The sequence below is a fragment of the Mycoplasma yeatsii GM274B genome, assembly GCF_000875755.1.
GTDB classification, from domain to species: domain Bacteria; phylum Bacillota_I; class Bacilli_A; order Mycoplasmatales; family Mycoplasmataceae; genus Mycoplasma; species Mycoplasma yeatsii.
This window is the reverse complement of sequence record NZ_CP007520.1, coordinates 465,867-492,232: the sequence shown is the minus strand read 5'-3', so window position 1 is coordinate 492,232 and position 26,366 is coordinate 465,867. Positions and strand designations below refer to the sequence as shown.

Here is a 26,366-nt window from a genome sequence, read left to right as displayed (position 1 = left end):
AAATTTCAATATTATATAATTTAAAAGATACAAGGAGAAAAAACATGTCACAAGAAATCATTTTAACTCAAGAAGGATTAGAAGAATTAAAAGTTGAACTTAAACACTTATTAGAAGTTGTAAGACCTAAAGTTATTGAAGAATTAGTTGAAGCACGTAACCAAGGAGATTTAAGTGAAAATGCTGATTATGATGCTGCTAGAAATAGACAAGCTGAAGTTGAAGCAAGAATTAAAGAAGTTGAATCATTAATTAACAGAGCTAAAGTTATTGAAGATTCAAGTGATTCAAGTAATGAAGAAGTTAAAATTGGTTCAACAGTAGAATTTGTTTCTAACTTAGATAAAAAAGTAAGAGAAATCAAAATCGTTGGAGCTATTGAAGCTGATCCTTTTTCAAATTTAATTTCAAATGAATCACCAATTGCAAAAGCTATGTTAGGTAAAAAAGCTGGAGTAACTGTTGAAATTAAAGACATTGCAAAACCATATAAAATTACAATTAAAAAAATTAAATAATAAATAAGAAAAAAGAAACCGGGACAAAATTATTAGACTAAATAGTTATGTTTATTATACACACCTCATAGTTCTTGAGGTGTTTTTCATTTGAATTTTTTTAATATTCTTTCATTGTTATATCACTCAATGAAATTTTTAATACATTCTTTTAGTTCACTAAAAGTCATTTCTTTTACTTTCTTTTCAAAGTTATAAAACATTTCTGATTTTAAAATTGAAAAGAAATATTCAGCTTCTCTATTGTCTAGAGAGTTACCTATTCTTGACATTGACACCACTCCACCTCGTTGCTTTATATACTCAAGATATTCATTCGATGAATATGTTACACCATGGTCTGTGTGAATAATAAAGTTTTTAGGAAATTTTGTTTTTCTAATGTGAGTCATAATTAAATTAGTGTCATTATATATGGATAAATTATAACTAACAATTTTCTTTGTTTTGTGATGAATTACGATAGATAAATAAACATGTCTTCCTTCTACATCTATTGGAGCAGGAATGTAACTAACATCATTTGCATAAATATCGTTTTGTAGTCCATTATAATCTCTATTAGCAATATTTGGATAATACACGTTAGTATTTTTTGATTCACGCTTTTTCTTGCACGTTGTTCTTACGTGACAGAAAAGACCTAATTTATTCATTGCTCTTCCTAGTGTTCTAGGGTTAATAATAATGCCATATGTCTTGAAAATATATGCTGATAGCCTTTCTCTACCATATCTTCCGTTTTGTTTTGCAAAAGCTTCTCTAATTATTTCTGCGTGTTCTATAACAGCTTCTTTCTTATCTTTTGATTGTTTCTTGATTTTGTAGTAAAAAGTTGATTTAGGTATTCCAAGAATTTTCATTATTTCCTTGTTAGAAATATTTTCTCCAAATTTTTTCTTAATTTTTTCTATCAGTTCATCTAGATTGTCAACCTTATTTTTCTTTAAAATATCTTCTTTAAAAAGGTCTGTTATTAACCATTCTAAAACTTCGCGATCAATCTCTTTAATCACTTCGTTTCTTTGTTTATCATATTCTTCTTTGTTCTTTCTAGGTCTACCTGATCCTTTACCTTTTTTAGGTGCTTTTCCTGTTTGTGATTCTTTTAGTTCCATACCTAAATTATAATCTTTATATTTTCTAGATAAATATCAGAAGGCTTCTTCTGAAAGTAAATAATTTTCAGAATTTCTAATTTTGCTATAAATATAACAAAATTCTTTTTTAGTAATATTTTGAGATAAATATTCTTTGTAGTGCTTAAATACTTCTAACCACTCACTTACACTTAGTTGCTTTCCTCTTTTCATAAATACTCCTTTTTTGAAAAAAAATAGACCCCCTAGGGGGTCTATCCCTTAGGGAGTCTAATAACTTTGTCCTACTCTCAAATCTAGCGCGAGCTAGATTTTATTTTTATTATATAGCTTTATCTACTTCAGTATATTGCATATCTAATGAATCAGCTACGTTTTTGTAAACTAATTTACCATTAACTGTTTGTAGACCTAATTTTAATGCCATGTTTTCTTCAACAGCTTTTTTTCAACCTTTTGTTGCAATTTCTACTGCATAACTAAGTGTAGCATTAGTTAAAGCAATTGTTGAAGTTCTTGGAACTGCTCCTGGGATATTTGGAACTGAATAATGAATAACACCGTGTTTAATAAATGTAGGTTCAGCATGTGTAGTTGCATGATCAATAGTTTCTACACTTGCTCCTTGATCGATAGCTACATCAATAATAATACTGTTTGGTTTCATTGTTTTAACCATTTCTTCAGTTACTAGTTTAGGAGCTAATTTACCAGGAATTAATACAGTTGAAATAACTACATCACTTTCTTTAACTGCTTGAGCAATGTTTGCGTGATTTGATTTTAATATAGAAATTTTATCTCCATAGATTTCATGTAATTGTCTAATTCTATTTTCGTTAAATTCAATTACTGTAACTTTAGCTTCCATTCCTATTGCTAATCTAAGTGCAGCTGTTCCTGCAACTCCTCCACCGATAATTGTAAAGTTAGCTTTTGGTGTTCCAGGACTTCCACCAGGAAGAATTCCTAATCCATCATGAGTTGTATTTTTTAATAATAAGTTTGAAGCTGTGATAACTGCCATTCTTCCTGCAACTTCACTCATTGGACGTAATAATGGTAATGCTCTATCTGGTGTTTGAACAGTTTCATAAGCAATTGCAACAACTTTATTTTTTACTAATTCTTCAGTTAAATCTTTTAATCCAGCTAAATGGAAGTATGTAAAAATAATTTGATTTTCATAGAAGTATTTGTATTCTGATTTTAAAGGTTCTTTAACTTTAATAATCATTTCTTGTTTTCAAACTTCTTCAGCATTTGTAGTGATTTTTGCTCCTGCTTTTTGATATTCTTCATCAGCAAATCCGCTACCTAATCCAGCTCCTGATTCAACTAAAACTTCGTGACCATTTCTAACTAGTTCTACAACACCACTAGGTGTAATACCAACACGGTTTTCGTTTTGTTTGATTTCTTTAGGTAAACCTATTTTCATATTCTTCTCCTTGTTTAAACGTATTTTATTTATAAAATATTAGATTATTAATATTTTTTCACTTACGACTTTATTTTATCATTACTTGTAAATTAAACAAAATGATACCTTACCAATTATATGTTTTGGATCCAAAACATATAATTGGTAAGGTAGGTTAGAATGTTTACTATTTTAGACAATAAGTCATATGCACAAATTAAAAAACGTATATTAGATATCTTTGCAAAAGATCCTAAAAGATCATATTTATCAATAGCAAAGCAATTTAATAAATCTGTTTCTACTATAAAAAGATATAAGATAGAATATCTTGATTTTATAAATAATGGAAAGGAGATAGTCCTTTCTCATAAGAATGTAAATAACAAGAATGCACAAAAATATAATGATGAAACAATATACAACTTAGGTGAAATTTATCAAAGTGAAATGAAAATAACAGGAGGAGAGAACAATAATGGTAGTTGTTCATTTTTGACGTTGAAAAATTATCACAGTTGTTTAAAAGAAAAATTTGGTTATGAGATTTCATATTCAAATTTAGATAAAAGATTAATAAAACAAGGTTTTGCTAGTGCATACTGCAAAAGAACAACAAGAAAAGAAGTTAAAAAGATAAGAAAACAAAACGAAGAAAACAAAATTATTAAGTACAGCAAAGAGCTGGTTTTTTACACTCCAAAAGTTGTAGAAAAACATAGATTAGCAACAGCTAATAACTACAAATTCGGACAAGTTTTAGAAGTCGATGGGTGTACTCACTACTACTTTCAAAACGATACAATTGCAACATGTGTTGCTGTTGTAGATGTAGGAACAAATAGAGTGTTAGATATGTATTTCGAAAGCCAAGAAGAATCTCTAAACTCATATCAAAGAATATTTGAAAATGTTTTTCAAAAATACGGCTATCCTATGAGAATAATCACTGATAATAGGGCTAACTTTAAAAAAGATGAAATAAACAACGCTAGAACGCGTATAGAGCTTGAAAAAAGGGGTATAGAAGTCGTTTCTTCATCAAACGCTAATGCAAAGCCACACATAGAAAGAAAATGAGATACAGTGCAAAAGAACGTTCCTTTTTATTTCAAACAAAAGAATATAAAAACAATTGAAGAAGCTAACGCGATAAAAGATGAGTTAATCGAATATCTAAACAGCATATGTAAAATACGTGAAAAAGAAAGCGTTTTTAGAAAACTAGAAAATGAGGCAGTTGAAGCTTTCTTTGACATACCTATTAAGAGAAAAATTATGAATGGAGTGGTGGAATATCAAAAAAATTATTATGCTGCAATTGATGAAAATGGGAAGAGATATAATTTCAAGAAAAATGAAAGTATTGAATTTGTTATAGGTGCAGATGAGAATCTATACTTTAGAACAGAAACTATGCGTTTTAAAGCTGAAATATTAGAAAAAGGATCTCATGAATGAGGAATGGTTGATATAGCAAAAAGAAAACAATTAGATGAAGAAAGAAAACATGACTTAAAAACCCTAGGGACAATAAATAAGACAAGATGAATTCATATGCTATTAGATAAAACTCTTAACACAATTAAAAAACACCCGAGTGGATTGCCTAATGAAGTAGTTGACGAACTATCAGGACTTGTCTCAGGTGTTAAGAATGAATGTTATCGCATATCATTCGAACTCAAAGAAAAATTAGGCTTATTGGATTAGTTTTATTTTCTAATTTCCTTTGATAAGATTATTATAACTTAAAAATTTAAAGGTTCATTTTGTTTAAAAACCCACGATTCTTTGTCCAAATTACAACGGTTTATATGGAATAAATAATATAAATAGAATTTTACAGGAATTTAATAATAATAAAGCTATTCACTGAGGAACACAAAAATTTAAAGTAGGGGACCCTGTACTTTTTCATAGCCCAGAATTACTGGGTCCAGAAATTCATAATAATTTAAAAGGTAAAATTTCAAAAATTACTATAGACAATAACAATAAGTACATCGAATTCCATATAGAGTTAGAAACAAAACTTGTGCCTGATCAGAACAATTCAAAATATGATTTATTGAATAATGATGATAAATCAGAAAAATCAATAATATCTTTTAAAGTACACAACTCGAATAATACAGATTCAGATGAATATGATCATTCAACTATTATTCCTTTTCAAACTTCATATGCAATTTCAATACACAAAGCACAGGGTTTAGAATATAATTCTGTTAAAATTGTTTTTTCAAATACGCTAGAAAATCTTACGCACAACATATTTTATACAGCTATAACAAGAGCTAAAGAAAATTTACAAATTTATTGGGAAGATGATTTAGAAAAACATTTTTTTTCATCATTAAAATCAGATTATGACAAAAAAGACATGTGATTATTAAAAAATATGATTTCTGATAAAAATAAGCAAAAGTAAAGCTAAAATTGATACTAAAAATAAGTAGTTATATTTTCAAAAACAACCATTATTATAGTAATTACTTAACGAAAATTATTTTCATATTAATAATCTTGAAAAATTTAGGGTAATTTTACCCTTTTTTCTTCGAGTTATCATAATTTAAATAGTTTTTTATAGCAAATTAGATAATTGAACTTAAGTCATCTAATTTGAGTAAATAAGCATCTATTTTAATGAATCAGTTAAAAATATAATAAAATATCACCACCAGACATTACGAACTACATAATTCCTATAAGAATAACAAATTTTATTTATAAAACAACATCTAGTTGCAATAATCAAAACAAACAGGATAAAGAACGATCTAAATACAATTACACGAACAAAAAACATGGAATTCCATACTTTTTGTTCCTGTTTGTGCAATTTTTTACTAAAACTCGAAAAAATTTAGGGTAATTTTACCTTTTTTCTTCGAGTTATCTAATTTGAGTAATTTATGATATATTAATAATGTAAATATTTTATATTTATAGAGATATTGGCAGTGTGGTTCTTGCTGGCCCTGGGTGACGTTTGAGATCCCGAAATCCCGAGATCGAACCTTAACGACCTCTTTATGAGGTTGTTTTTTATATAATTTAGTTATCTAATAAAATTGTTTAGTTTATAATTTAATTGTTATATATTAAAGGAGCGTTATATGATTCAAAAACCAAGAGGAACTCAAGATATATTTTTAAAAGAAGCAAAAAAATGAAGAGTTTTAGAAAACAAATTAAGAGAAATATTAAGTTGTTATAATTACTCAGAAATAAGAACTCCAATTTTTGAATCAAAAGAATTATTTGTAAGAAGTGTTGGAGAAACTAGTGATATTGTTTCTAAAGAAATGTATGAATTTACTGATAAAAAACAAAGAGAATTTGTATTAAAACCTGAAGGAACAGCACCAACTGTAAGAGCATTACTTGAAAATAAATTATACAATCAAGAAAACTTACCATTTAAAACTTATTATATATCACCAATGTTTAGATATGAAAGACCTCAAACAGGAAGAAATAGACAGTTCCACCAATTAGGAATTGAAAGTTTTGGAAGTGATGATATTCAACAAGATGTTGAAGTTCTATCGATTGCTTATGATATTATTTTGAAATTACAATTAGCTGATAAAGTTGAAATAGTAGTTAATTATTTACTAACAGGAAAAGAAAGACAAGCTTATATTGTTGAATTAAAAAAATATTTACAACAATTTGATTTATGTAATGATTGTCAAACAAGAATTAATAAAAATACTTTAAGAGTTTTAGATTGTAAAATTGATAGTGATAAATTTGATAATGTAGTTAAAATGAAAGACTTTTTAAGTGATGATCAAAAACAAAGATTTGATATAACAATTAAAACTTTAGATCAATTAAACATTAAAACAGTAATCGATGATAAATTAGTTAGAGGTTTAGATTATTACACTGGATTTATTTTTGAAATTAAATATGTAAATAAAGGATTAGGTAGTCAACAAACTTTAATTGCAGGTGGAAGATATAATAATTTAGTTTCAGAAATAGGAAATATAGATATACCTGCTTGTGGTTTTGGAATGGGATTAGAAAGAATTCTAATTACTTTAGATGAAAATAATATAGATATTGATAATATTGATGATAGTTTAGATTTATACACTATTTGTTTAAATGATGATGCTATTTTATTAAATCAACAAATTTTAAAATTAGCTAGATCAAATAACTTAAAATGTGACACAAACAATATGCATAAATCTTTAAAATCAGCATTTAAACAAGCTGATAAATTTAATTCTAAAAACGTTATTGTTTTAGGAAGCAAAGAAGCAGAAACTAATAGTTTTATAGTTAAAAATAAACAAACTAATGATCAAATTAGTTATACTTTAGAAAAATGAATTAGTGAAATGAAAAAATAGGTGAAAATTATGAAAAGAACTCATACGTGTGGTCAATTAAATATTTCTAATATTGGTCAAAAAGTATTATTACAAGGTTGAATTAGAAAAATTAGAAAAATGGGAGCTATGACTTTTATCGATCTAAGAGATAGATATGGTATAACTCAATTAGTTTTAGATGATTCTTTTAAAGAACAATTAGTTAATCTTAAAACTGAATATGTAATTGAAATAACAGGACTTGTAGTTGAAAGACAATCAAAAAATCTTGAATTACAAACTGGAGAAATTGAAGTTAAAGTTGAAAATATTTCAGTTATTAATAAATCAGAACTAACTCCTTTTATGATTGAAGATAATATTTCAACTACTGAAGATACTAGAATGACTTATCGTTATTTAGATCTAAGAAGACCTGAAATGCAACAAAATTTAATTACAAGAGCTAAACTAAATCATGTAATTAGAAACTTTTTAAATAGTAATGATTTTTTAGAAGTTGAAACTCCTTATTTTGCAAAATCAACTCCAGAAGGAGCAAGAGATTTTTTAGTACCATCAAGATTAAATAAAAATAAATTTTATGCCTTACCTCAATCACCACAATTATTTAAACAATTATTAATGATTTCAGGAATTGACAGATACTATCAAATAGTTAGATGTTTTAGAGATGAAGATTTAAGAATCGATCGTCAACCAGAATTCACTCAATTAGATTTAGAAATGAGTTTTGCAACTGGTGATGATGTTATGAATCTAGCTGAAAAACTAATTAAAAAAGTTTTACTAGATATTAAAGGTTATGAAATAAAAGATGATCTTTTAAGATTAAGCTATAAAGATGCAATTGATTTATATGGTATTGATAAACCTGATTTAAGATATGATTTAAAAATTCATACTTTAAATGATATTTTTAAAAATACTAATGTAAAAATGTTTGCAAATATAGATGATCAAGTTATAAGAGCAGTTTGTATAGATAAATTATTAACTAAAAAACAAATTGAACAAGCAGTTGAACAAGTAAGACAATTTGGATTTAATTCTTTAGGATTTGTAAAAATTGAAAATAACACTTGATCTGGAAGTTTAGCAAGTCAATTATCTGATCAAGAAAAACAAGATCTAATTAAAGAATTTAATATTCAAACTGATGCGACTATTTTAATGAATTTTGGAAAATACGATAAAATTTCTCAAGCTATGGGAGCCGTTAGAATTTGTTTAGCTAAAATGTTTGATTTAGCAAAAGCTGATGAATTTAAATTATTATGAGTTGTTGATTTTCCTTTATTTGAATACAGTGAAGAAGAACAACGTTATGTTGCAGCACATCATCCATTTACAATGCCTAAAACTGAATCTTTAAATGATTTTGATACTAATAAAAAAGATGCTTTAGCTTATGCATATGATTTAGTTATGAATGGATTTGAAATTGGTGGAGGAAGCCAACGTATTACAAATCCAGATATTCAAAAAAGAATGTTTAATGCAATTGAATTAACTCCTGACAAAGTAGAAATGAACTTTGGATGATTTATGAATGCTTATAAATATGGTGCTCCTTATCATGCTGGTATTGCTTGAGGTTTAGATAGAATTGCAATGATTTTATCAAACACTAATTCAATTAGAGATGTAATTGCGTTTCCTAAAAATGCATCTGGAGTTGATCCTATGAGTAATGCTCCTGATTATGTAAGTGATGCTCAATTAGATGAATTAAATATTAAACTTAAATAGTTGGAAGTTATAACCGTTAGAGGTTATAACTTTTTATTTTGTTTAAGCTATTTTGAATTATTTGTAATTTGCTTGAATCAAAAAAAAAAAAAAAAAATAGAATCAAGTTAAGTACAGATATGTTTGTACTTAATTTAAATTCAAAATATATTTTAGATTTATGAAAGGCACAGATTTTATGAAAAAATTATTAACAATCTTAGGATCAGTTACAATGGTTGCTACAACTGGTGCAGTTGCAGTTGCATGTAAAACTGAAGCTAAACAACCAGAGAAAAAAGATCCTGCTAAAGATGAGAAAAAAGACGGAGAAGGAAAAGAAGAAGATAAAAAAGAAGAAGATGCCGAACAACCTTCAACAGCTCCAGGAAATGGTGGAACTAGCGGAGAAATGCAACCAGGTGATGGTGGAACTAATGGACAACCAGCAGCTAGTGGTGCATCATCAGGAGCTGGTGGAGCAGATTCAAGCGAAACTGTGGCAAGCTAATAGAAATAATGTATAAAATACAAACTCACAAATATTTTTGTGAGTTTTTTATATCTTAAAATATGTAAGTTATTTAAATAAAAGAAATATTTTAGAACAAAAAAAACAAGAACATTCTTGTTCTTGTTAAATTATTTTATTGTTCCAACATTTACACCAACTTGGAAAACATTAGATTTATAGACAACTTCAATTAATATATCTATGTTAGATTTTGGTTTAGATTGAGGATCTACACCTGGGATTTTTCTTAAAAATACCCCACTAAGTTTATTTTCTTTTTTGAAGTCTTCTAAGATATCATTATAAGTTTTATTAGAAGTTATTTTATTTTTGAATTTATCTCTAAATAATTCAGCTAATTCAATTGTAATAACCTTTATAGCAAACTTATCTGGTACTCTAGTGTGATCTAATTTTTCATGAGCATCAGTAGTAAATCTTTCATTAGTTGCTACGTTATTAACGTTTCAATTTGATATATTTTGATCAAATGATTTAGCACGTTCAAACATTCCATCCATCGTATTGACTCTTATTGTATCTCATGAAGAGATATTCTTATTAAATGCAGTAGCACCAGCAAACATATCGCTCATGTTTATTACATTAGAAACATTTCATGCAATATATTTATTATCTTTAATTTCGACTTCTTTTGTTGATATTTCTTTGTTAAATGCAACTGCTTCAGCGAACATACCTTCCATATTTTTCACTTTAGAAGTATCTCAATTAGAAATATCTCCATTGAATTTAGATGCACTATCAAACATTCTGTTCATATCAGTTACATTTGAAGTATTAAAGTGATTTAATGATTGATTAAAATTAGGTGTTTCAGAAAACATTCCAGTCATATTAGTTACATTTTCAGTATTTCATTTTTCTAATCCTTTTATTTGATTGCTTGTGTTTTGAATGAAAATTCCTGTTAAATCAGTAATAAATCAAGGTAGGTATTCAGGAACTTTGTTGATATTTTTACTTACTTCAGTCATTTTTCCTTTTTCATCGTAACCAAACGCTTTTAATTCATTACCTTGCTCTTGTTTAGTTTGTTTTAAAGCATAAACTTTTCCAAGGTCTAATTTAATTTCTGTAAATTTATTTTTAATTATTAACTGTTTATCTGCTGATTTAACTTTTTGACCAGCTTTACTAATATCAGCTAATTTATATTTGAATTCTATATCATCTCTTTTATTTAATTCTTTATTAAATCTATTAAATAAGTTTGAATAAGTTTCATTTTCTCATCCAGTGTTTTTGATGGTTTCATCTCAAACTTTTTTAACATTTTTCTCTTCAGATGAGATTTTACCTTTTATAGATGACAATTCTGTTTCTAATCTTTGTGCTTTTTGTTGTTCTTTTTCTAGAGTTCTTCTTGCACTAGCTAAGTTAGAATTTGCAGTTTCTAACGCTTGTTTTGCTTCGTTTCTTTCTCTTGTAACTGTATCTAATTGTTGTTTTGTTGAATTAAATTGAGCATTTAATGCTTGTCATTTTGTGTTTAATTCTTGATTTTGAGTTTCAAGTTGTCCCGCTCTAGTACGTAATGTAGACAATTCTGTTTTTATTCTTTCAATTTCAGTAGTTTTTGAACCTAATTCTCTTTCTAATCTTTGTTTTTCTCTTTGAAATTCTTGTTCTTTTTGTTGTAGTTGTTGAGATAATCTTTGTTTGTCTTGAGTAAGTTGTGTAATTTGTTGTTCTAGTCTTTGTTTAGTATTAGCTAATTCTTGTTTTGTTGAACTTAATTGACTTTGTAAAGATGAATTACTATCTGTCAATTCTTCTTTCAAACGAGTTAAATCAGCAATTTGAAGATCTTTTGATTGAATTTTTTCTTTAAACTTAGCAATAGCTTTTCTATTTAATTCTTCGAAAAACTCAGATGAATTTTTATATTTTTCAATTAATTTCACATATTCTTCTAAAGCTTTAGTTATTTTTCTAACAGTTTGTTGATTTTCAATAAGCTCTACATTGTACTGTCTTTTAATTTCTTCAATTTCATCACCAAGTAATTTAGTTAATTCACCATTTTTTTGAAGCATTTCTTTATAATCATTAATTTCTTGTTCTTTTTGTTGTAATTGATTTTCAAGTTGAGTTTTAGTTTGTTCAAGTTGAGAAAACTCGCTTCTTAAAGTTGAAAGTTCACCCTCTAATTTTGCTACCTTTTCATTAGATAATCTTAAAGCGTTGATATTTTGAGTATTTTGAGATCTTAGTGTTTCTAATTCTTGTTTTGTTGAACTTAATTGACTTTGTAAAGATGAATTATTATTTGTTAATTCTTGTTTTAAACGAGTTAAATCAGTAATTTTTAGATCTTTTGATTGAATTCTTTGGTTTAACTCGGCAATAGTATTTCTATGTAATTGTAAAAACACCATAGATGAAGTTTGATGTTTTTCAATTAATTTCACATACTCTTCTAAAGCTTTAGTTATTTTTTCAACAACTTGTTGGTTTTCAATAACTTCTTTATTATATTGTTTTTCCATTTTTGAAATTTCATCACCAAGTAATTTAGTTAATTCACCATTTTTTTGAATCATTTCTTGATAATCATTAATTTCTTGTTCTTTAGCTTGTAATTGATTTTCAAGTTGAGTTTTATCACTAGTTAATTGATTGATTTGCTCAGTTAATTGACTTATTAGTTTTAAATGTTTTTCTTGTTCTTCTTTTAATTGTTTAATTTGCTCTTCTACATTTGTTTTAGAATCATCTTTTTGAGTATTAATTGTTTCACAAGCAGTAGGTAATACTGCTAAAGATGTTCCCATAATTGAAGTTAGTATACATAGTAGTTTTTTCATGTTAACCTCCTAGTTTACAATTTAATTTCATCAAAAAAAAAAAAAAAATACAACATGTATTTTTGAAGTTGTGATATTATAATATGTTTATCAAATATAAAATTTATTAACAAATATCTTATATTATTAATATTAAATAATAAGTTAATTAAAGCTAAATTTATCTAGATCAATTTTTCGAGGTTTTACTTTATAAGATGTATAATTTATAATTTAATTAACATTAAAACATAAATACTTACGTTACTAGGAGAATAAATGAAAAAAATCTTTAATTTATTTTTATTAATATTTATAAGTTTAGCTAGTTTATTTTCTAGTAGTTTTAATATAACTAAAAACACATTTAATTCAAATTATCATATAACTCAAAACACAGATTTAAATAAAAATGATTTTGATGAAAACAAACACGTTACTTGAGGTGGACACGCTTTAAGATATTTTTTATATAAAAATTCATCAGCTAGTTATAATGAAGAACATAGACAGAGGTATGATAAACTCGTTAAAGCCTTAATTCGTATTGGATTAAAAGATGCACCACGTCCAATAGATAATTTAAAAGAAAAAAATGAAGAATTTAAATATGCTTTTCTTTCAAGTGCTATAGTTGTTTCAAAATATGGAAGTACAGAACCTGAGGAATTTTTTGCTGAAAGTTTTAGTAGATATATTTCAAGTAATGAGAGTCAGAAAAATACCACTTATTATTTATTAGAACATTTCTTTAATAATACTTTCCAAAAGTTAAAACGTGAAAATCTTGGTGGAATATTAGATAAAAAGAAGTGAAAAAAAATTGAAGAAAAAATTAATGAAGATTTTGAAGAGAGAAGAAAAAAAGATAACTTTTTTGGTTATGATATCTTCTTAAAAAATACTAATTTATCTTCTCAAGATTTAGGTTATGAAAAAGATAAAGATTTTGGTTTCTTTTCTCCTAAATATATAACTAGTACATTAGAATACACTACTTTAGATATCTATAAAACATACACTGAAGAATTATTTTTATCTAAAAGACATATACCGTTTTTTGATGTAAAACCTTGAAAAGCTGTAATAGAGATAAGTGAAAATGAATTATCAAAAATCGAATTTAATGAGAATGGGACATTAGAAACAATATTAGAAATTCGTTCAATGCTAAAATCTTTTGCTAATGCTCAATTATATAATCCTTTCAAAGGTAAAAAAAATAATAAAGAAGAAGCAACAACGTATAAAAGCTTTGGTGAATTAAATAATCATTGAAAGAAAAACTCTTTATTTAACTTTAAATTACATAGTGCAATTAATTTAGAAAAAACCATCAATAACTTAGATAATAAAACGTTTTTAGATCAAAAAGAGTGATTTAGTAAAAATGACCTGAAAGAAACTTTAGTTAAATTATTTAATAAAGTTGAACAAATTACTAAAAATAGATTTAAAGATATTTTTATAAATTTAATTATTACAAATCATAAAACTATAGATTTAGGTAAAAGATCAAGTCAAGGCGTTAATGGAGTTACATTAACTAGAATTAATGAACAAAAGCAAGGCAAAAATTCACCAATTTTTAGTTATGTAGTTATTAGAACAAAAAGTTTTAGTGAAAAAGATACAAAAGATAGTTTCTTAGATTCTTGATTTTCTTCAAATCATGTTTTTCAAACTGTTAATCATGAATTTGGTCATATTTTAGATTACTTTTTAGCTCAAACCGAAGAACAAGCTGAAGCAAATAAAAAATCATTTAATGAAGCTTTTTGAGCAAGACATCAACCAAGAAATTTATATAGTTCTGATAAAAGTCAAAGTAAAATAATTAATTTAAAAATAGTTCTTTTTATAAGTCTTATTATAGTTTCTTCAAGCAGTATTGTTGCTTTAATATTTATTTTCCATAAACGCAAAAAACACTAATTTTATATTAATTTTTGAACTCTAATATATGATTAACAATCATATATTTTTTTATTTTCACCGTAAAATTTACAGTTACATTTTTTTCTTTTTTAATATTTAAAATCAGTCTTTTTTTATTTGAACTAATCTCTATAAATTTTCTTAAAAAGGGGTTTTTATTACTTTTATGCATATTTTTTGAATTAAATCAAGTCTTTATTTTTTTTTTTTTTTAGAAGACAATGAATAAAGTAAGTATTTTTTGCTTACAAAATATAGGTAATAAATTTTTTAGAATATCCATGTGGAGGTATATATCATATGAAACTAAAATATTTATTTCCACTAGTTGCAGGTCTAGTTATAGGAGGATCTGCTGCTGGAGGAACTCTTTATGGTGTTAAAGTTATGAAACAAAACACCGATATACAAAACTTAAAAGTTTTACTTGAAGTACAAAAACGTGAATGTGATGAAATGAAAGAAAAACTTGAAGCACAAATAACTAGATTAAACGGTATTAATGATAATATTCAAAGAGAACTTGTTAATCTAGATTCACGTCTAAAAGACAATCTTAGCTTAGCTGAACAAGCATATGCTAATGCTGTAAAATTAACTACTTATTCTATGCAAAATTTAGCAAAAGAAACAATTAAATATTACTTAGTTATTTTTGAAGAGTCATCAAGTAAAATAGTACATTCAAGTGCGGTTACTACTAATGTAGGGCAAGGGAAAAAAGAAATTCCTCAATTAAAAGACTTATTAAAAACAGGGGTTAAAGACGAAGGAGAAAAAGAATTATTATCTGTCGAAAGTAAATATAAAGATCTTGTAAATAGTCAACAAACTGGACAATTAATTGCTGTTATAAATAAAATATTAACAGAGGCACAAAAAGGTAGTGACGTGTTAATTAAATTCCTACAATCTCAATTAAATGAGTTAGATAGCATTAAAAAAGAACTTAACAGAGTAGATAATAGAACTCTTAATACTTTACTTGATAGATTCCCTTCAATCACATCTCAAGGAAAATGAAATGACAAATCTCCATTAGATAAAATTAAAGAAATTGCTCAATTATTAAAATCTACAAAAGATGAATATGATGTAATTCGTGATGCTGTTAACCAAGGTATTAGAGATCTTACTCAAGCAAACAACAGAACAGAACAACTTATAAATATTTTAAAAAAAGATGGTGAAGGAGCTCAACCCTTGGCTTCTGGAGATGGAACAATGACTCCTGAAGGACAAATAGAATAATAAAAATCTTACTTTAAAAGTAAGATTTTTGTGAATAGATAACGTTATGGTTATATTTAATTTATTAGCAAACCATAGAATATTTCTGACTAGTTATCGTTTTTATTATCCTTGTGTATTATAAGAACTTTTATTAAAAATAGGGACAAATATATCTATATTGATATTCTAAAGACAAATATATCTATATTAATATTATGTAACATTAATTATATAATCTTTGCATGCTATTTAAAGTCTTTTTTGTAAGAGAAAATAAAAAAGAAAAATTAATGAAAGTAGGACAAAGTTACTTAAAATTAAACAATAAATAAAATTTTATAAAGGGTATAGAGGTTTGAAAAGTATATGAAATTAAAATATTTATTTACATTATTTACAGGGCTAGCTATAGGTTCTTTAACTTCTATAGGAACAATGTATAGTATTAAATTAGCAAAAGAAAATAATAATACATCAAACTTAAAAATATTATTTGAAAAACAATTGCGTGAAAGTGAAAAACTAAAACAAGATCTTGAATCAAGAATTAGAACAACAGAAAGAATTAGAAAAGATTTAGAAACAGAAGTAAGAAACATTAATTCAGCAACACAAACTAATATCCAAACAGCAAAAACTATTTATCAAAACGTTGTAAAGTTAACAAAAAAATCTACTAATTTAGAAGGTAGAAGTATCACATATTATCTAGCATTTTTAAATGTCAAAAATAATAAAGTTGAAATAAATTTTAGTGAAAATGTTAAAACACAATTAGAACAAAATGAAAAAGAAATTCCTATAAGTATTGATAAATTATTAGAATCTGGATTAGATTTTAAAAATTTAATGAATATAAAAGAAGATTACAATAATTTATTAACTAGAAATAAAATTACTGCTATATTAACTATTTCAAATAATATATTAGATAAAGTAGAGAAAGCTAATTCAAAAATAATGAATCACTTCCAATCTAAGGTAAATGAATTAAATAAATTGAAAAATGACATTGCTATTTTTGATGAAGATAATTTTGTTATGTTTATGGGAACAATAGATTCAGAAATTACTAAAGATTCATGAAAAGCTATGTCTGTTTTAAATAAATTTATTAAAATTAAAAATTTATTAATAAAGGTAAAGAATGAACATGACAATCTTTCTGCAGATGTTCAACAGAAAATTAAAGAATTAGAAGTATTAGACAAAATGCTAAAAGACCTTTTAGAACATTTAACACCTAAAATTCCTTCAGATGATGAGAATAATGCTTCTTAATTTATAAATAGATAATCAAAAAAAGGTTTCAAGAGAAACCTTTTTCTTTTTTATAATTTACTTGCTAAATCATAAATTCTGTCTTCAAACATTTTTGTATTATGAGGTGCAGCAGTTTGAGTTCTAAATCATAAAATAATTATATAATTTACAAAAATTTTACATAATAATAATTTTTTAGAATCATAATCTTTATAAATTTCTAGTAACTTATCTTCACACTCTTGATTCATTTGAGATGTTTCTATTAAATAAGCTAATTCAAAATGTTTATCTCCCATAGTTGCATATTCTCAATCAATAAAATAAATTTTATTGTCATTTGTTTGAATCATATTAAAAGGAAATAAATCATTATGTAACGGTGTATTATGATCCATAGATTTTAAAATATCATCAATTAAATCATAATAATCATCTAACACTTTAGTATTAGTATTTAACTCTTTAATTTTTTGTCTATAATGAGTAACTCTTTTAGTTAAATTAAATTCAGGAAATTTTAAATTTGAATTATGAATTTGTTTAACTTGATTAGCAACCAATTCAATATTTGATATATCTATAACAGGTTCAACTCCATTAATAAATTCTCATTCTATTTCTTTGTCAGTATTTCTAATTAATTTAGGTACAAAATCAAATGTTTTTAATAATGAATAATCAATATTATGATTAAAAGTATTATATTTTTTTATTTGTAAAAACTTATCATCCACTTTATAAGAAATATTAGTTCCACCTTTTGTAATTTGTTGTTTCATATTTACTCCTGAACTAGTTTATTTACGAATTCTTGTAATAAAGATATATAAGATCTATTAAAATCATTTTCTAAATAACATAAATATAATATTTTTAAATAATCTTTTTGATTAATTTTTTCATTATTAAATAATCTTGAAGCGTATTTAGCTGTTCATTTAACAAATTGTTTAGAGTTAAAAAAACTATTATGAATTTCAATTTTTTCTGAGTATAAATCTTTTAAATTATTTTTATATTCATCAGGAATTAATTTAAGTACTTCAATTGTGTATCTTTCAAATTTTTTATCTAAAACTTCATTTGCTAATAAATATACTAGTTGTTGTTTATTTAAGACGACTTCTTTATCTAATTGTTTATAAAAATCAATCATAGTATTAATCGCATGACACATACCAACTAACATCATATAATTTCTAATTGAGTTACTAAACTTTTTAAATAATTGTTTTTCAGTTATTATTTGTTTAATTTTAGGTTTAAAAAAGTTTAAATAATTATTAACTTCTTTAAATACTTTATCTAATTTAACTTCAGTTATATCATCAAAAGTTATGTAATCATTTGGATTTAAATTAAAGTTTAAGATTCATTTTTTATTTTTTAAAATCAACTTATTTAATCTATTTTTAAATCAAGGATTAATGTGTGAATATGCTTGTAAATCATAAGAGTTTAGATCTTTTAATTTATAAATTTCTATCATTATTTACCTCGTTTCATTTTCTATTATATATAAAAAAGAATATTTATATAAGTTATAATTAAATTAATATTTTTATTAAAGGAGAAGTAAAATGTCAAACAATCACCAAGAAGTTGAATTAGATTTTTTTGAACCTAGTTTAGGTTTAATTATTGCTAATTTAGATAATGTTTTAGATGAATTAAATAAAGATAATAACAACTACATTCAGTTAGAAAACTTAATTAATGAATTTGAAAATATCGAAAGTTTAGATAATTGAGATCAGTTAGTAAATAAATTAGAAAAACTAGAAGATTTAATCATAAATGAGTTAGTAAATATCAAAGATAGTAGTGTATTTAATTTAATAAGTAGTTTACAAATTAGTAAACATTTAGCTTTTTTATTAAAACAAAATAATTTTGTATTTAAACAATTAGATGAATTAGAAAATAACTCTAATGCTATGAAGTGAAATCACCAACAAGACTATATTGATTTTTACAAACAAGTTATAGTTGAAAAATCTAATCAACTTTTAAAAGAAAATAAACAGTTATTTGAACAATTAAATTCAAAAAAAGATGAGTTTAAAAAAGTTTATAATGTTTTAATAAGTGAACAGGTTTTTGATGATCTATTAGAAGGAAATAAACTTTTAATTGATATTTTAAAATTAAATATTAATTTCAATGATATTTTAGATTTAAAAAGATTAAGTATTTTAAATAAAATACAAGCTTATTTAGAATTTATTAATTTTTGACAACAAACAATTAATTTAGAAGAAGAATAATATGGATAAAATAATTGCTTTTATAGTTTTATTAATAATTTATTTTATTTTACTTATTGTAATGGGATTATTAGCTTATTTATATCAAATTAAAAATCAAGCTTTTATTAATTACAATAAAGAATTTTTTAAAAAATGAAATGAATATAAACTTAAACATAAACATGAAAATTTAAATCAAACAACATTTAAATTTGAACTTCCTGTTGATGAAATTGCTTTATTAGAAAAAGATTTTTTAATTTCAGTTAATGATAAAGTTAAAGTTAAAACTAAATTAAAAAAACAAGTTAAACAAAACTTAATTAAAGACTTTTTATATGATGATTATTTATTTTTAAAAGAAAATGTTAAGTTAAAAAAACGAGTTGATTATCAATTACAACAATCAACAATCTATCTAACAAATAAAAGAGTAGTTATTAATTTGTTAGATTCTTATTTTAAGATTTTAATAACTGATATTAAATCAATTTCAGTTTGTGTAATTAAAAAAAATGATCAATTTTTAGATTCTTGTTATCTAACAACTAATAAACAAGAAATTCAAATTACAGGTGAAGTTTTTGATTTTGTTTTAACAATTCAAAAATTAATTAGAAAAAGAGATGAAAATAATGATAAGTAATAATATTAGTTCTAGTTTGATTTCTTCAATAGTTTTATATGTTTTAATTTTATGTTTGTCAATATTTATATTTATTAGTAATTTTTATTTATTATTTCAAATTAAAGTTAGACTTAAACTTATTAAAAAAGAAAATCTTTTATATTTATACAATCATAAAAATTATTTAATAGTTTTATTTAATAGTTTATTTGATTTTGTTTTATTAATAATAGTTAGTGTAATTTTTAGTTTATATATTAATCAAAATATTTCTAATAAATATTATGTGTTTGAAATATGTGTGATTATTAAAATTATTAATGTAATATTATTATATTTTTTAAATCCTAAACTTATTAAAACAATATTAGTAATTAATACAACAAAATATTTAATTTTTTCTAATACATTAATAGAGATGGAAAAAATATTTTCTATTAGATTTGAAAATAAAACATTTAAAAAAGTAGTTATTAATTATTTTGATCAAAATAACAATAAAGAACAAATTAAACTTTATATAAATAAAAATTTAGAAAAATGATTTAAAGATAATTTAAATAAATATATTAAAGATTAGGAGAGTATTTATGATTAAACAAGCCGTATTTATTAAATCAGCAGCTGATAGAAGTGGATGAATTAATGATGAAATTAGTGAAATTTGTTTTGTTGGAAGAAGTAATGTAGGTAAATCTAGTTTTATTAATTCTTTAACAAATAATAATAAGTTGGCAAAGGTTGCAAATACTCCAGGTAAAACTAGGTTGTTAAATTTTTTTGATATTAATAAATCTCAGTTTAGATTAGTTGATGCTCCAGGGTATGGTTATGCAAAAATTAATGATGCAACTAAAATTCAATTTGCTAAAATGATGCAAGATTATTTTGTAAATAGAAAAAATTTAAAAGGTGTTTTTATGTTAGTTGATCTGCGTCATAAACCAACAAAAGATGATATTCAAATGTATGAATTTTTAAAATACTATAATATCAAAGTTGTGATTGTTGGAACTAAATTAGATAAACTAAAAAGAAATGAATATAGTAAAAATGAACAAATGATTAAACAAACATTAGGATTTGTTTCTAGTGATAGTTTTATAAAAATATCGAATTTAAACAAAACAAATATAAGTGAGTGTTATGATAAAATAAACGAACTTTTAGAGGAGTAAAATTGTATGACTGATTATAAAACTCAAAGTTTAAGTGAAGTTGAATCGAGTTTAAAAACAGATTTTAAAAATGGATTAACTGAAGCTGAAGCTAATTTGAGATTAACTAAAAATGGTAAAAATGCTTTACCTGTAAAAAAACCAACTCCTGCAGTTGTGTTATTTTTAAAAGCATTAGCTAGACCTATTCAAATAGTTTTATTTATTGCTGCAATAATTTCAATAATTGCTCCTTTAATAGCAAAACATACATTAAAACCTCATTTTGAAGATTTTATTGATTTTATTGTGATTATGTTTGTTATTTTATTAGATGCTACTTTAGAAACTGTTCAAGAAATTAGAGCAAGAAAATCAGTTGATGCATTAAAATCTTTATCTCAACCTAAAGCTATAGTTATAAGAGATCAAATAAGCAGAGAAATTGATGCGACTGATTTAGTAGTTGGTGATATTGTAGTTTTAGAAGCAGGAAAATATGTTCCAGCTGAATTACGTTTAATTGAAACTAGTGACTGTATGGTTGATGAATCAATTCTAACTGGTGAATCATTAAGCGTTGAAAAAGCATCAAATGCGATTAAAAAAACTAAAATATTATCTGATATGAAAAACATTGCTTTTATGTCAACTTTTATAACTTCAGGACGAGCAGTTGGAGTTGTTATTGAAACTGGAGTTAATACTGAGATTGGTAAAATAAGTAAAGCAGTTTCAGAAAATGAAGATCAAACTACAAGTTTAGGAAGAAAGATTAATAAATTTAGTTATTTAATCTCTTTTATTGCTGTTGTTATTAGTGCATTTATATTCTTATTATTCTTATTTACAGGAAATAGAGATAGCTGAGCAAGCTATTTAATGGTAGCAATTACTTTAGCGATTGGAGTTATTCCTGAATCATTATCAGCTATTGTTTCAATCACTTTATCATTTTCAACAAAAAGAATGGTAAAAGAAAATGTTATTGTTAAAAAATTAGAAAGTATAGAAACACTAGGTTCAGTTAATGTAATTTGTACTGATAAAACTGGTACTTTAACTCAAAATAAAATGACTATTGAAAAAGTTATTTGAAATAATAAAGTAATTAATTCAGATGAATTTGTTAATTTAAAAGCGAATGATGCTAAAAATATGTTTTTAAAAGCATTAGTTTTACCAAATGATTCAATTACTGAAAATGGTGAAAGAATTGGTGATCCTACTGAATTAGCATTAGTTGATTTTGCTGAAATGATGAACGTTGATGAACAAAAATTTAGAAAAAAATATAAAAGACTTGATGAAATACCTTTTGATAGTGAAAGAAAATTAATGACAACAGTTAATAGTTTAGAAAATAATCAAAAAGTTGTATTTACAAAAGGTGCATTAGATGAATTATTAAAAAAATGTAAAAAAATATATTTAGATAATAAAATTGTTAAATTAACTTCAGATCATAAAAAAGAAATTAAAAAAGCAACTTCAACATTAAGTGATGATGCATTAAGGGTTTTAGGTTATGCTTTTAAAATCATTAGTGATGATGATAAAAATTACGAATCAGATTTAATTTTTATAGCTGCAACTGGAATGATAGATCCAGTAAGACTTGAAGCAGTTCAAGCAATTAATGAAGCTAGAAAAGCAGGAATTAAAGTTGTGATGATAACTGGTGATCATGCAATTACTGCTTTAGCTATTGGTAAAGCTTTAGATTTAGCTTACACTCCTTATGAAGTTTTAACTTCAGAAAAACTAGAACAATTTTCAGATCAAGAATTAGCAAGTGCGATTGATAATATTAAAATTTTTGCAAGAGTTAATCCAGAACATAAAGTTAGAATTGTTCAAGCATTACAAAATAAAGGTTATATTGTTTCAATGACTGGTGATGGAGTTAATGATGCTCCAAGTTTAAGTAAAGCTGATATTGGTGTTGCTATGGGAATCACTGGAACAGATGTAGCCAAACAAGCAGCTGATGCGATTTTAACTGATGATAATTTTAAAACAATTATTAAAGGTGTTGTTGAAGGAAGAAACGTATTTCAAAAAATTAGACGTGCAATTGTTTTATTATTAGGATTTAATTTAGCAAATGTTTTAAGTATAGTTTTAATTTCATTATTTTTAAAAGTTTCACCTTTTGAAGCTTCAAATATTTTATTTATAAACTTAGTTGTTGATTCATGTTTAGCTTTTGGTATTGGAATGAGTCCTTTAGATAATTCTTTAATATTATTAAAACCTCAAAAGAAAAATGATGGAATTTTAAAAGATATTGTATGACCTATTTTTCAAATAGGATTATCTCTATCAGTTGCTCAAATTATTAGTTTTATTATCGCAATGTCAGCAACTGATATGAATTATTGAATGGATCAAACTAAAACTAAAGCAGATAACTGATTCTTATTTATTCAAAATAATAGAAATTACTTTTTAATAAATCCGACAAAATTAAATGAATTTATAATTTTTGGTAGAACTGCAATGTTTATTACAAGTGTTGTAGCTCCTACAATATTTAGTCATTTAATTAAATTAACTAATTGAAAAGAAACTAGAAAAATAGATTGAACAGTTTCAAAACCACTAATAGTTGGATCATCAATTGTTTTAATTGTTTCAATGCTTGCATTTGTAATTCCTGGAGTTAATGATACGGTATTTGGATTATTATCAGTTAATAAACAAAATCATTTAAGTTGAAATAGTAATAATTTCTGAATATTATTCACTAGTTTAGCTTGTGCTTTAATTCCAACATTATTTATGACTATAACTGATTTAATTCAATTCTATTCATACCATTTAAGTTCTAGAAGTTGAGAAAATAATCAAAAATTAATTGCTCAATTAGTAGAACAAGATAACAAAACACAAGTTTTAGAACAAGATAAAAAGAAAAAACAAACAAAATCAAAAACCAATTAGTAAGTTAAAAAAGACTCATAAAAGAGTCTTTTTTAATACTATTATTCTTTTCTTTGTTTAATAAGTTTTTCTCTATCAGATAATATTCTTATAAAATAATTTATTCTTAATAATTCATAATTAGCTATTAAATTAAGCATTGTTGATAGATCGTTTTTTGTATGATAATCATCAAAAGCTTGATAATATAGATTTCTATTTATATATTTGATATCTATTGGATAATAACCATTTTTCATTAATTCAAAATTAATTAAAAGTCTTCCTGTTCGTCCGTTACCATCAATAAAAGGATGAATTTCTTTAAAATTTAAGTGAAATTTAGCAATCTTTTTGATTATGTGTTCATTTGAATTATAATATCAATCTAATAGTTGTTGCATTTTTGCTTGTATCATATAAACATCAGCAACATCGTGCTTAGAATTAGAAATAACTACAGGAACATTTCTATAAACACCAGCATTTCTTCAATCATGAATTAAAACTAAATTATGTATTTTTTTGATTTTTTCTTCAGTTAATAAACCATGTTTATTTTTAGTCAGATCAAGAACATATTCAAATGCTTGTTTATGTCCGATTACGTCTAAATGATCCTTTAAAGGTTTTTTATCAATTACCATTCCTTTAAAAATAAAATAAACTTCTCTTAAACTTAGAGTATTTCCCTCAATAGCATTACTATTATAAGCATATTCAATAGCAAAATCATTGTTAATACGATTAAGTTCGTGTTCTTCAAGAGGAGTAAAAGATTCGATTATTTCCATTCTTTTATCAATTAACTCTAATAAATCAACACCAATTAAATCTAAAGGATTATCTAAGTCCATTGGTATTTTATATTCATTATTTTCTTTGATAAATCCATATATTTTGTTTTGATTAATTAAATCTAATATTTCTTGTTCTGAAAGATTTCACTTATCACTAGTTTGTTTAATTGTTAAATACATAATGTTATCCCTTTAGATTTTCTAATTTATTAGTTGATTTTATCATACGATATTAGACTAGTAATTTATTATAGATAAGCTATTCTTAAATATTAAAAAATATGATTTCAGAGAATTTTAAAAAATATTATCATTTTTCTACTTTAGTGTTATAATATTTTAGTTGATAGTTTACCAAAGGTATTATTCATCCCAAATATATCTTTGATAATACATTAATAAATCACAAAAGAGGGAGCTATATCATGATATCAAAACAAGATAAATTAGCTTTAATTAAAGAATTAGGTGGATCAGAAAAAAATACTGGTTTAGCTGAAGTTCAAATCGCAATTCTAACTAAAGAAATCGCTAACATGACTGAACACTTAAAAGTTCACAAAAAAGATGTTCCAACAAGAAGAAGCTTATTAAAAAAAGTTGCTCAAAGAAGACATTTCTTAAATTACTTAGTTAGAAAAGACGTTAACAGATATAAAGCTATTATTGAAAAATTAGGAATTAGAAAATAATTCAAAAAAATTTAAAAAAGTTATTGACACTTAGAAATATATGTATTATTATATAAGAGTGTCAAGTTAACGCAGGTGTAGTTTAATGGTAGAACTTCAGCCTTCCAAGCTGACTGTGAGGGTTCGATTCCCTTCACCTGCTCCATATGAAAATAACAAACACTAGAATTTACTAGTGTTTTTTTATTTTTATTTTAAAAAGATATATAATATTAATGTGTACGTAGTGCACGCAAAATGTCATTATTTAAGTTATATATCTTTTTACAGAAGAGATTCTCTTCTATGCACAATTTATAAGCACCTATTAAGGTGCTTTTTTATTTCTATTTGATATACTTAAAATTAATTAAAAGGAAAATAATTATGCAAGAACAACAAAAACAAAGATTATTAAATGAAATCAAATTTCAAAACTCTAGAACTCCTATTTGAATAAATTTTTTAGTTCAAATTTTAACTGTAGTTAGTTTATTTTTAGTTATTTTATTTTTAGTTGGTGGAGATTTACAAAACTTTAACTTTAATTATTATAAAAAACTAGGTAAACTTGCTTATTTATATTTAGCTTTAATTTGTTTAGCTTATTTAATATTAGTAACTTTTATTAATTGAATATTAATATGATTTAACGTTTTAAAATCAGATGCATTAAGTTATTGTCTAGGATTAGCTATGCTTTGTGTTTCAATAATTTATACTGGAGATTTAATGTATAACTGAACTGTTTCATACACTGTAAAATCATTAGTTAGATTTGTTATAGCTATTGTTAGTGGTTTAATTGGAGTTATTATTGGCACATTATTAAGTATGTTACAAAGAAATAAAGAATATCAAATTGAAGAAGAAAATAAGATTATTTTACTAGCTTATCAAAACGGTGAAATAATACCTACAAAAAAACAATTAAGAGCAATTAAAAAATTAGAATATAAATATAAAAAAGAACAAGAAGAATTAGAATTAATAGAATTTAAAAATAATTTATATAAAAATAAAAATACTAATCAATAGAAAG

22 protein-coding genes and 1 tRNA gene are annotated in these 26,366 nt (G+C 24.4%); 17 read left to right on the top strand and 6 right to left on the bottom strand.

Annotated features, from left to right (window positions below):
* Window positions 1–44: 44 nt before the first annotated feature.
* A complete protein-coding gene (gene greA / locus MYE_RS02085; RefSeq protein ID WP_004426369.1) occupies window positions 45–518 on the top strand; it encodes a transcription elongation factor GreA in 474 nt (157 codons plus the stop codon).
* A 32-nt stretch (window positions 519–550) separates the two neighbouring features.
* Here the strand turns inward: greA and MYE_RS02080 are convergent, their stop codons facing one another.
* Entirely contained in the window at window positions 551–1,831 is a 1,281-nt protein-coding gene (locus MYE_RS02080) for an IS3 family transposase (protein WP_042733334.1), read from the bottom strand.
* Window positions 1,832–1,940: 109 nt separating this feature from the next.
* Complete coding sequence (ald, locus tag MYE_RS02075) at window positions 1,941–3,059, bottom strand: alanine dehydrogenase (RefSeq protein ID WP_042733333.1); 1,119 nt, start codon at window positions 3,057–3,059, stop codon at window positions 1,941–1,943.
* A 162-nt stretch (window positions 3,060–3,221) separates the two neighbouring features.
* On the opposite strand from ald, the gene MYE_RS04290 reads away from it, so the two are divergent.
* The 5 genes from MYE_RS04290 (at window position 3,222) to MYE_RS02050 (ending at window position 9,644) form a co-directional block, all read left to right on the top strand.
* Complete coding sequence (locus MYE_RS04290; protein ID WP_042733113.1) at window positions 3,222–4,754, top strand: hypothetical protein; 1,533 nt, start codon at window positions 3,222–3,224, stop codon at window positions 4,752–4,754.
* A 325-nt stretch (window positions 4,755–5,079) separates the two neighbouring features.
* Window positions 5,080–5,475 (top strand): C-terminal helicase domain-containing protein, encoded by a 396-nt coding sequence (locus MYE_RS04255; RefSeq protein ID WP_042733332.1) that lies wholly within the window; start codon window positions 5,080–5,082, stop codon window positions 5,473–5,475.
* 691 nt (window positions 5,476–6,166) lie between these two features.
* Window positions 6,167–7,420, top strand: a complete 1,254-nt coding sequence (hisS, locus tag MYE_RS02060) for a histidine--tRNA ligase (RefSeq protein ID WP_042733331.1) — start codon at window positions 6,167–6,169, stop codon at window positions 7,418–7,420.
* Between the two features lie 9 nt (window positions 7,421–7,429).
* On the top strand, window positions 7,430–9,154 hold the full coding sequence (aspS, locus tag MYE_RS02055) for an aspartate--tRNA ligase (protein ID WP_042733330.1): 1,725 nt from the start codon (window positions 7,430–7,432) through the stop codon (window positions 9,152–9,154).
* 178 nt (window positions 9,155–9,332) lie between these two features.
* Window positions 9,333–9,644 carry a lipoprotein gene (locus MYE_RS02050; protein WP_052491404.1) on the top strand — a complete coding sequence of 104 codons (312 nt, stop codon included), beginning with the start codon at window positions 9,333–9,335 and terminating at the stop codon, window positions 9,642–9,644.
* Between the two features lie 131 nt (window positions 9,645–9,775).
* Here MYE_RS02050 and MYE_RS02045 read toward each other — a convergent pair whose 3' ends face one another.
* Complete coding sequence (locus tag MYE_RS02045; protein WP_042733329.1) at window positions 9,776–12,478, bottom strand: BspA family leucine-rich repeat surface protein; 2,703 nt, start codon at window positions 12,476–12,478, stop codon at window positions 9,776–9,778.
* A gap of 258 nt (window positions 12,479–12,736) precedes the next feature.
* On the opposite strand from MYE_RS02045, the gene MYE_RS02040 reads away from it, so the two are divergent.
* The 3 genes from MYE_RS02040 to MYE_RS02030 all read left to right on the top strand — a co-directional run bounded on the left by MYE_RS02040 (window position 12,737) and on the right by MYE_RS02030 (window position 16,909).
* Window positions 12,737–14,392, top strand: a complete 1,656-nt coding sequence (locus tag MYE_RS02040; RefSeq protein WP_042733328.1) for a hypothetical protein — start codon at window positions 12,737–12,739, stop codon at window positions 14,390–14,392.
* Between the two features lie 303 nt (window positions 14,393–14,695).
* Complete coding sequence (locus MYE_RS02035; protein WP_042733327.1) at window positions 14,696–15,646, top strand: hypothetical protein; 951 nt, start codon at window positions 14,696–14,698, stop codon at window positions 15,644–15,646.
* 348 nt (window positions 15,647–15,994) lie between these two features.
* A complete protein-coding gene (locus MYE_RS02030; RefSeq protein ID WP_042733326.1) occupies window positions 15,995–16,909 on the top strand; it encodes a hypothetical protein in 915 nt (304 codons plus the stop codon).
* A 50-nt stretch (window positions 16,910–16,959) separates the two neighbouring features.
* Here MYE_RS02030 and MYE_RS02025 read toward each other — a convergent pair whose 3' ends face one another.
* Together MYE_RS02025 and MYE_RS02020 are read right to left on the bottom strand one after the other, a co-directional pair.
* A complete protein-coding gene (locus MYE_RS02025; protein WP_042733325.1) occupies window positions 16,960–17,673 on the bottom strand; it encodes a phosphotransferase in 714 nt (237 codons plus the stop codon).
* Window positions 17,674–17,675: 2 nt separating this feature from the next.
* The gene (locus tag MYE_RS02020; protein ID WP_042733324.1) at window positions 17,676–18,383 is read right to left on the bottom strand and encodes a hypothetical protein; all 708 of its coding nucleotides are present in this window, start codon (window positions 18,381–18,383) and stop codon (window positions 17,676–17,678) included.
* Window positions 18,384–18,474: 91 nt separating this feature from the next.
* On the opposite strand from MYE_RS02020, the gene MYE_RS02015 reads away from it, so the two are divergent.
* From MYE_RS02015 to MYE_RS01995, 5 genes are read left to right on the top strand one after another with little or no spacing between them, the layout of a single operon-like run.
* Entirely contained in the window at window positions 18,475–19,161 is a 687-nt protein-coding gene (locus tag MYE_RS02015; protein WP_042733323.1) for a hypothetical protein, read from the top strand.
* 1 nt (window position 19,162) lies between these two features.
* A complete protein-coding gene (locus tag MYE_RS02010; protein WP_042733322.1) occupies window positions 19,163–19,789 on the top strand; it encodes a hypothetical protein in 627 nt (208 codons plus the stop codon).
* Window positions 19,779–20,351, top strand: coding sequence for a hypothetical protein (locus MYE_RS02005; RefSeq protein WP_042733321.1), 573 nt, complete (start codon window positions 19,779–19,781; stop codon window positions 20,349–20,351). Before MYE_RS02010 ends, MYE_RS02005 begins: the two co-directional genes overlap by 11 nt.
* A 10-nt stretch (window positions 20,352–20,361) precedes the next feature.
* A complete protein-coding gene (yihA, locus tag MYE_RS02000; protein WP_042733320.1) occupies window positions 20,362–20,949 on the top strand; it encodes a ribosome biogenesis GTP-binding protein YihA/YsxC in 588 nt (195 codons plus the stop codon).
* A gap of 6 nt (window positions 20,950–20,955) precedes the next feature.
* Window positions 20,956–23,874: a cation-translocating P-type ATPase gene (locus MYE_RS01995; RefSeq protein WP_042733319.1), complete on the top strand. Its 2,919-nt coding sequence runs from the start codon at window positions 20,956–20,958 to the stop codon at window positions 23,872–23,874.
* A gap of 41 nt (window positions 23,875–23,915) precedes the next feature.
* On the opposite strand, the gene MYE_RS01990 is transcribed toward MYE_RS01995, so the two are convergent.
* Window positions 23,916–24,833, bottom strand: coding sequence for a Fic family protein (locus MYE_RS01990; protein ID WP_042733318.1), 918 nt, complete (start codon window positions 24,831–24,833; stop codon window positions 23,916–23,918).
* 245 nt (window positions 24,834–25,078) lie between these two features.
* On the opposite strand from MYE_RS01990, the gene rpsO reads away from it, so the two are divergent.
* The 3 genes from rpsO (at window position 25,079) to MYE_RS01975 (ending at window position 26,362) form a co-directional block, all read left to right on the top strand.
* The gene (gene rpsO, locus MYE_RS01985; RefSeq protein WP_042733317.1) at window positions 25,079–25,345 is read left to right on the top strand and encodes a 30S ribosomal protein S15; all 267 of its coding nucleotides are present in this window, start codon (window positions 25,079–25,081) and stop codon (window positions 25,343–25,345) included.
* Window positions 25,346–25,416: 71 nt separating this feature from the next.
* Window positions 25,417–25,490: transfer RNA gene (locus MYE_RS01980), tRNA-Gly, on the top strand.
* A 221-nt stretch (window positions 25,491–25,711) separates the two neighbouring features.
* Window positions 25,712–26,362 carry a DxFTY motif-containing membrane protein gene (locus tag MYE_RS01975; protein WP_042733316.1) on the top strand — a complete coding sequence of 217 codons (651 nt, stop codon included), beginning with the start codon at window positions 25,712–25,714 and terminating at the stop codon, window positions 26,360–26,362.
* The last annotated feature ends 4 nt before the right edge of the window (window positions 26,363–26,366 follow it).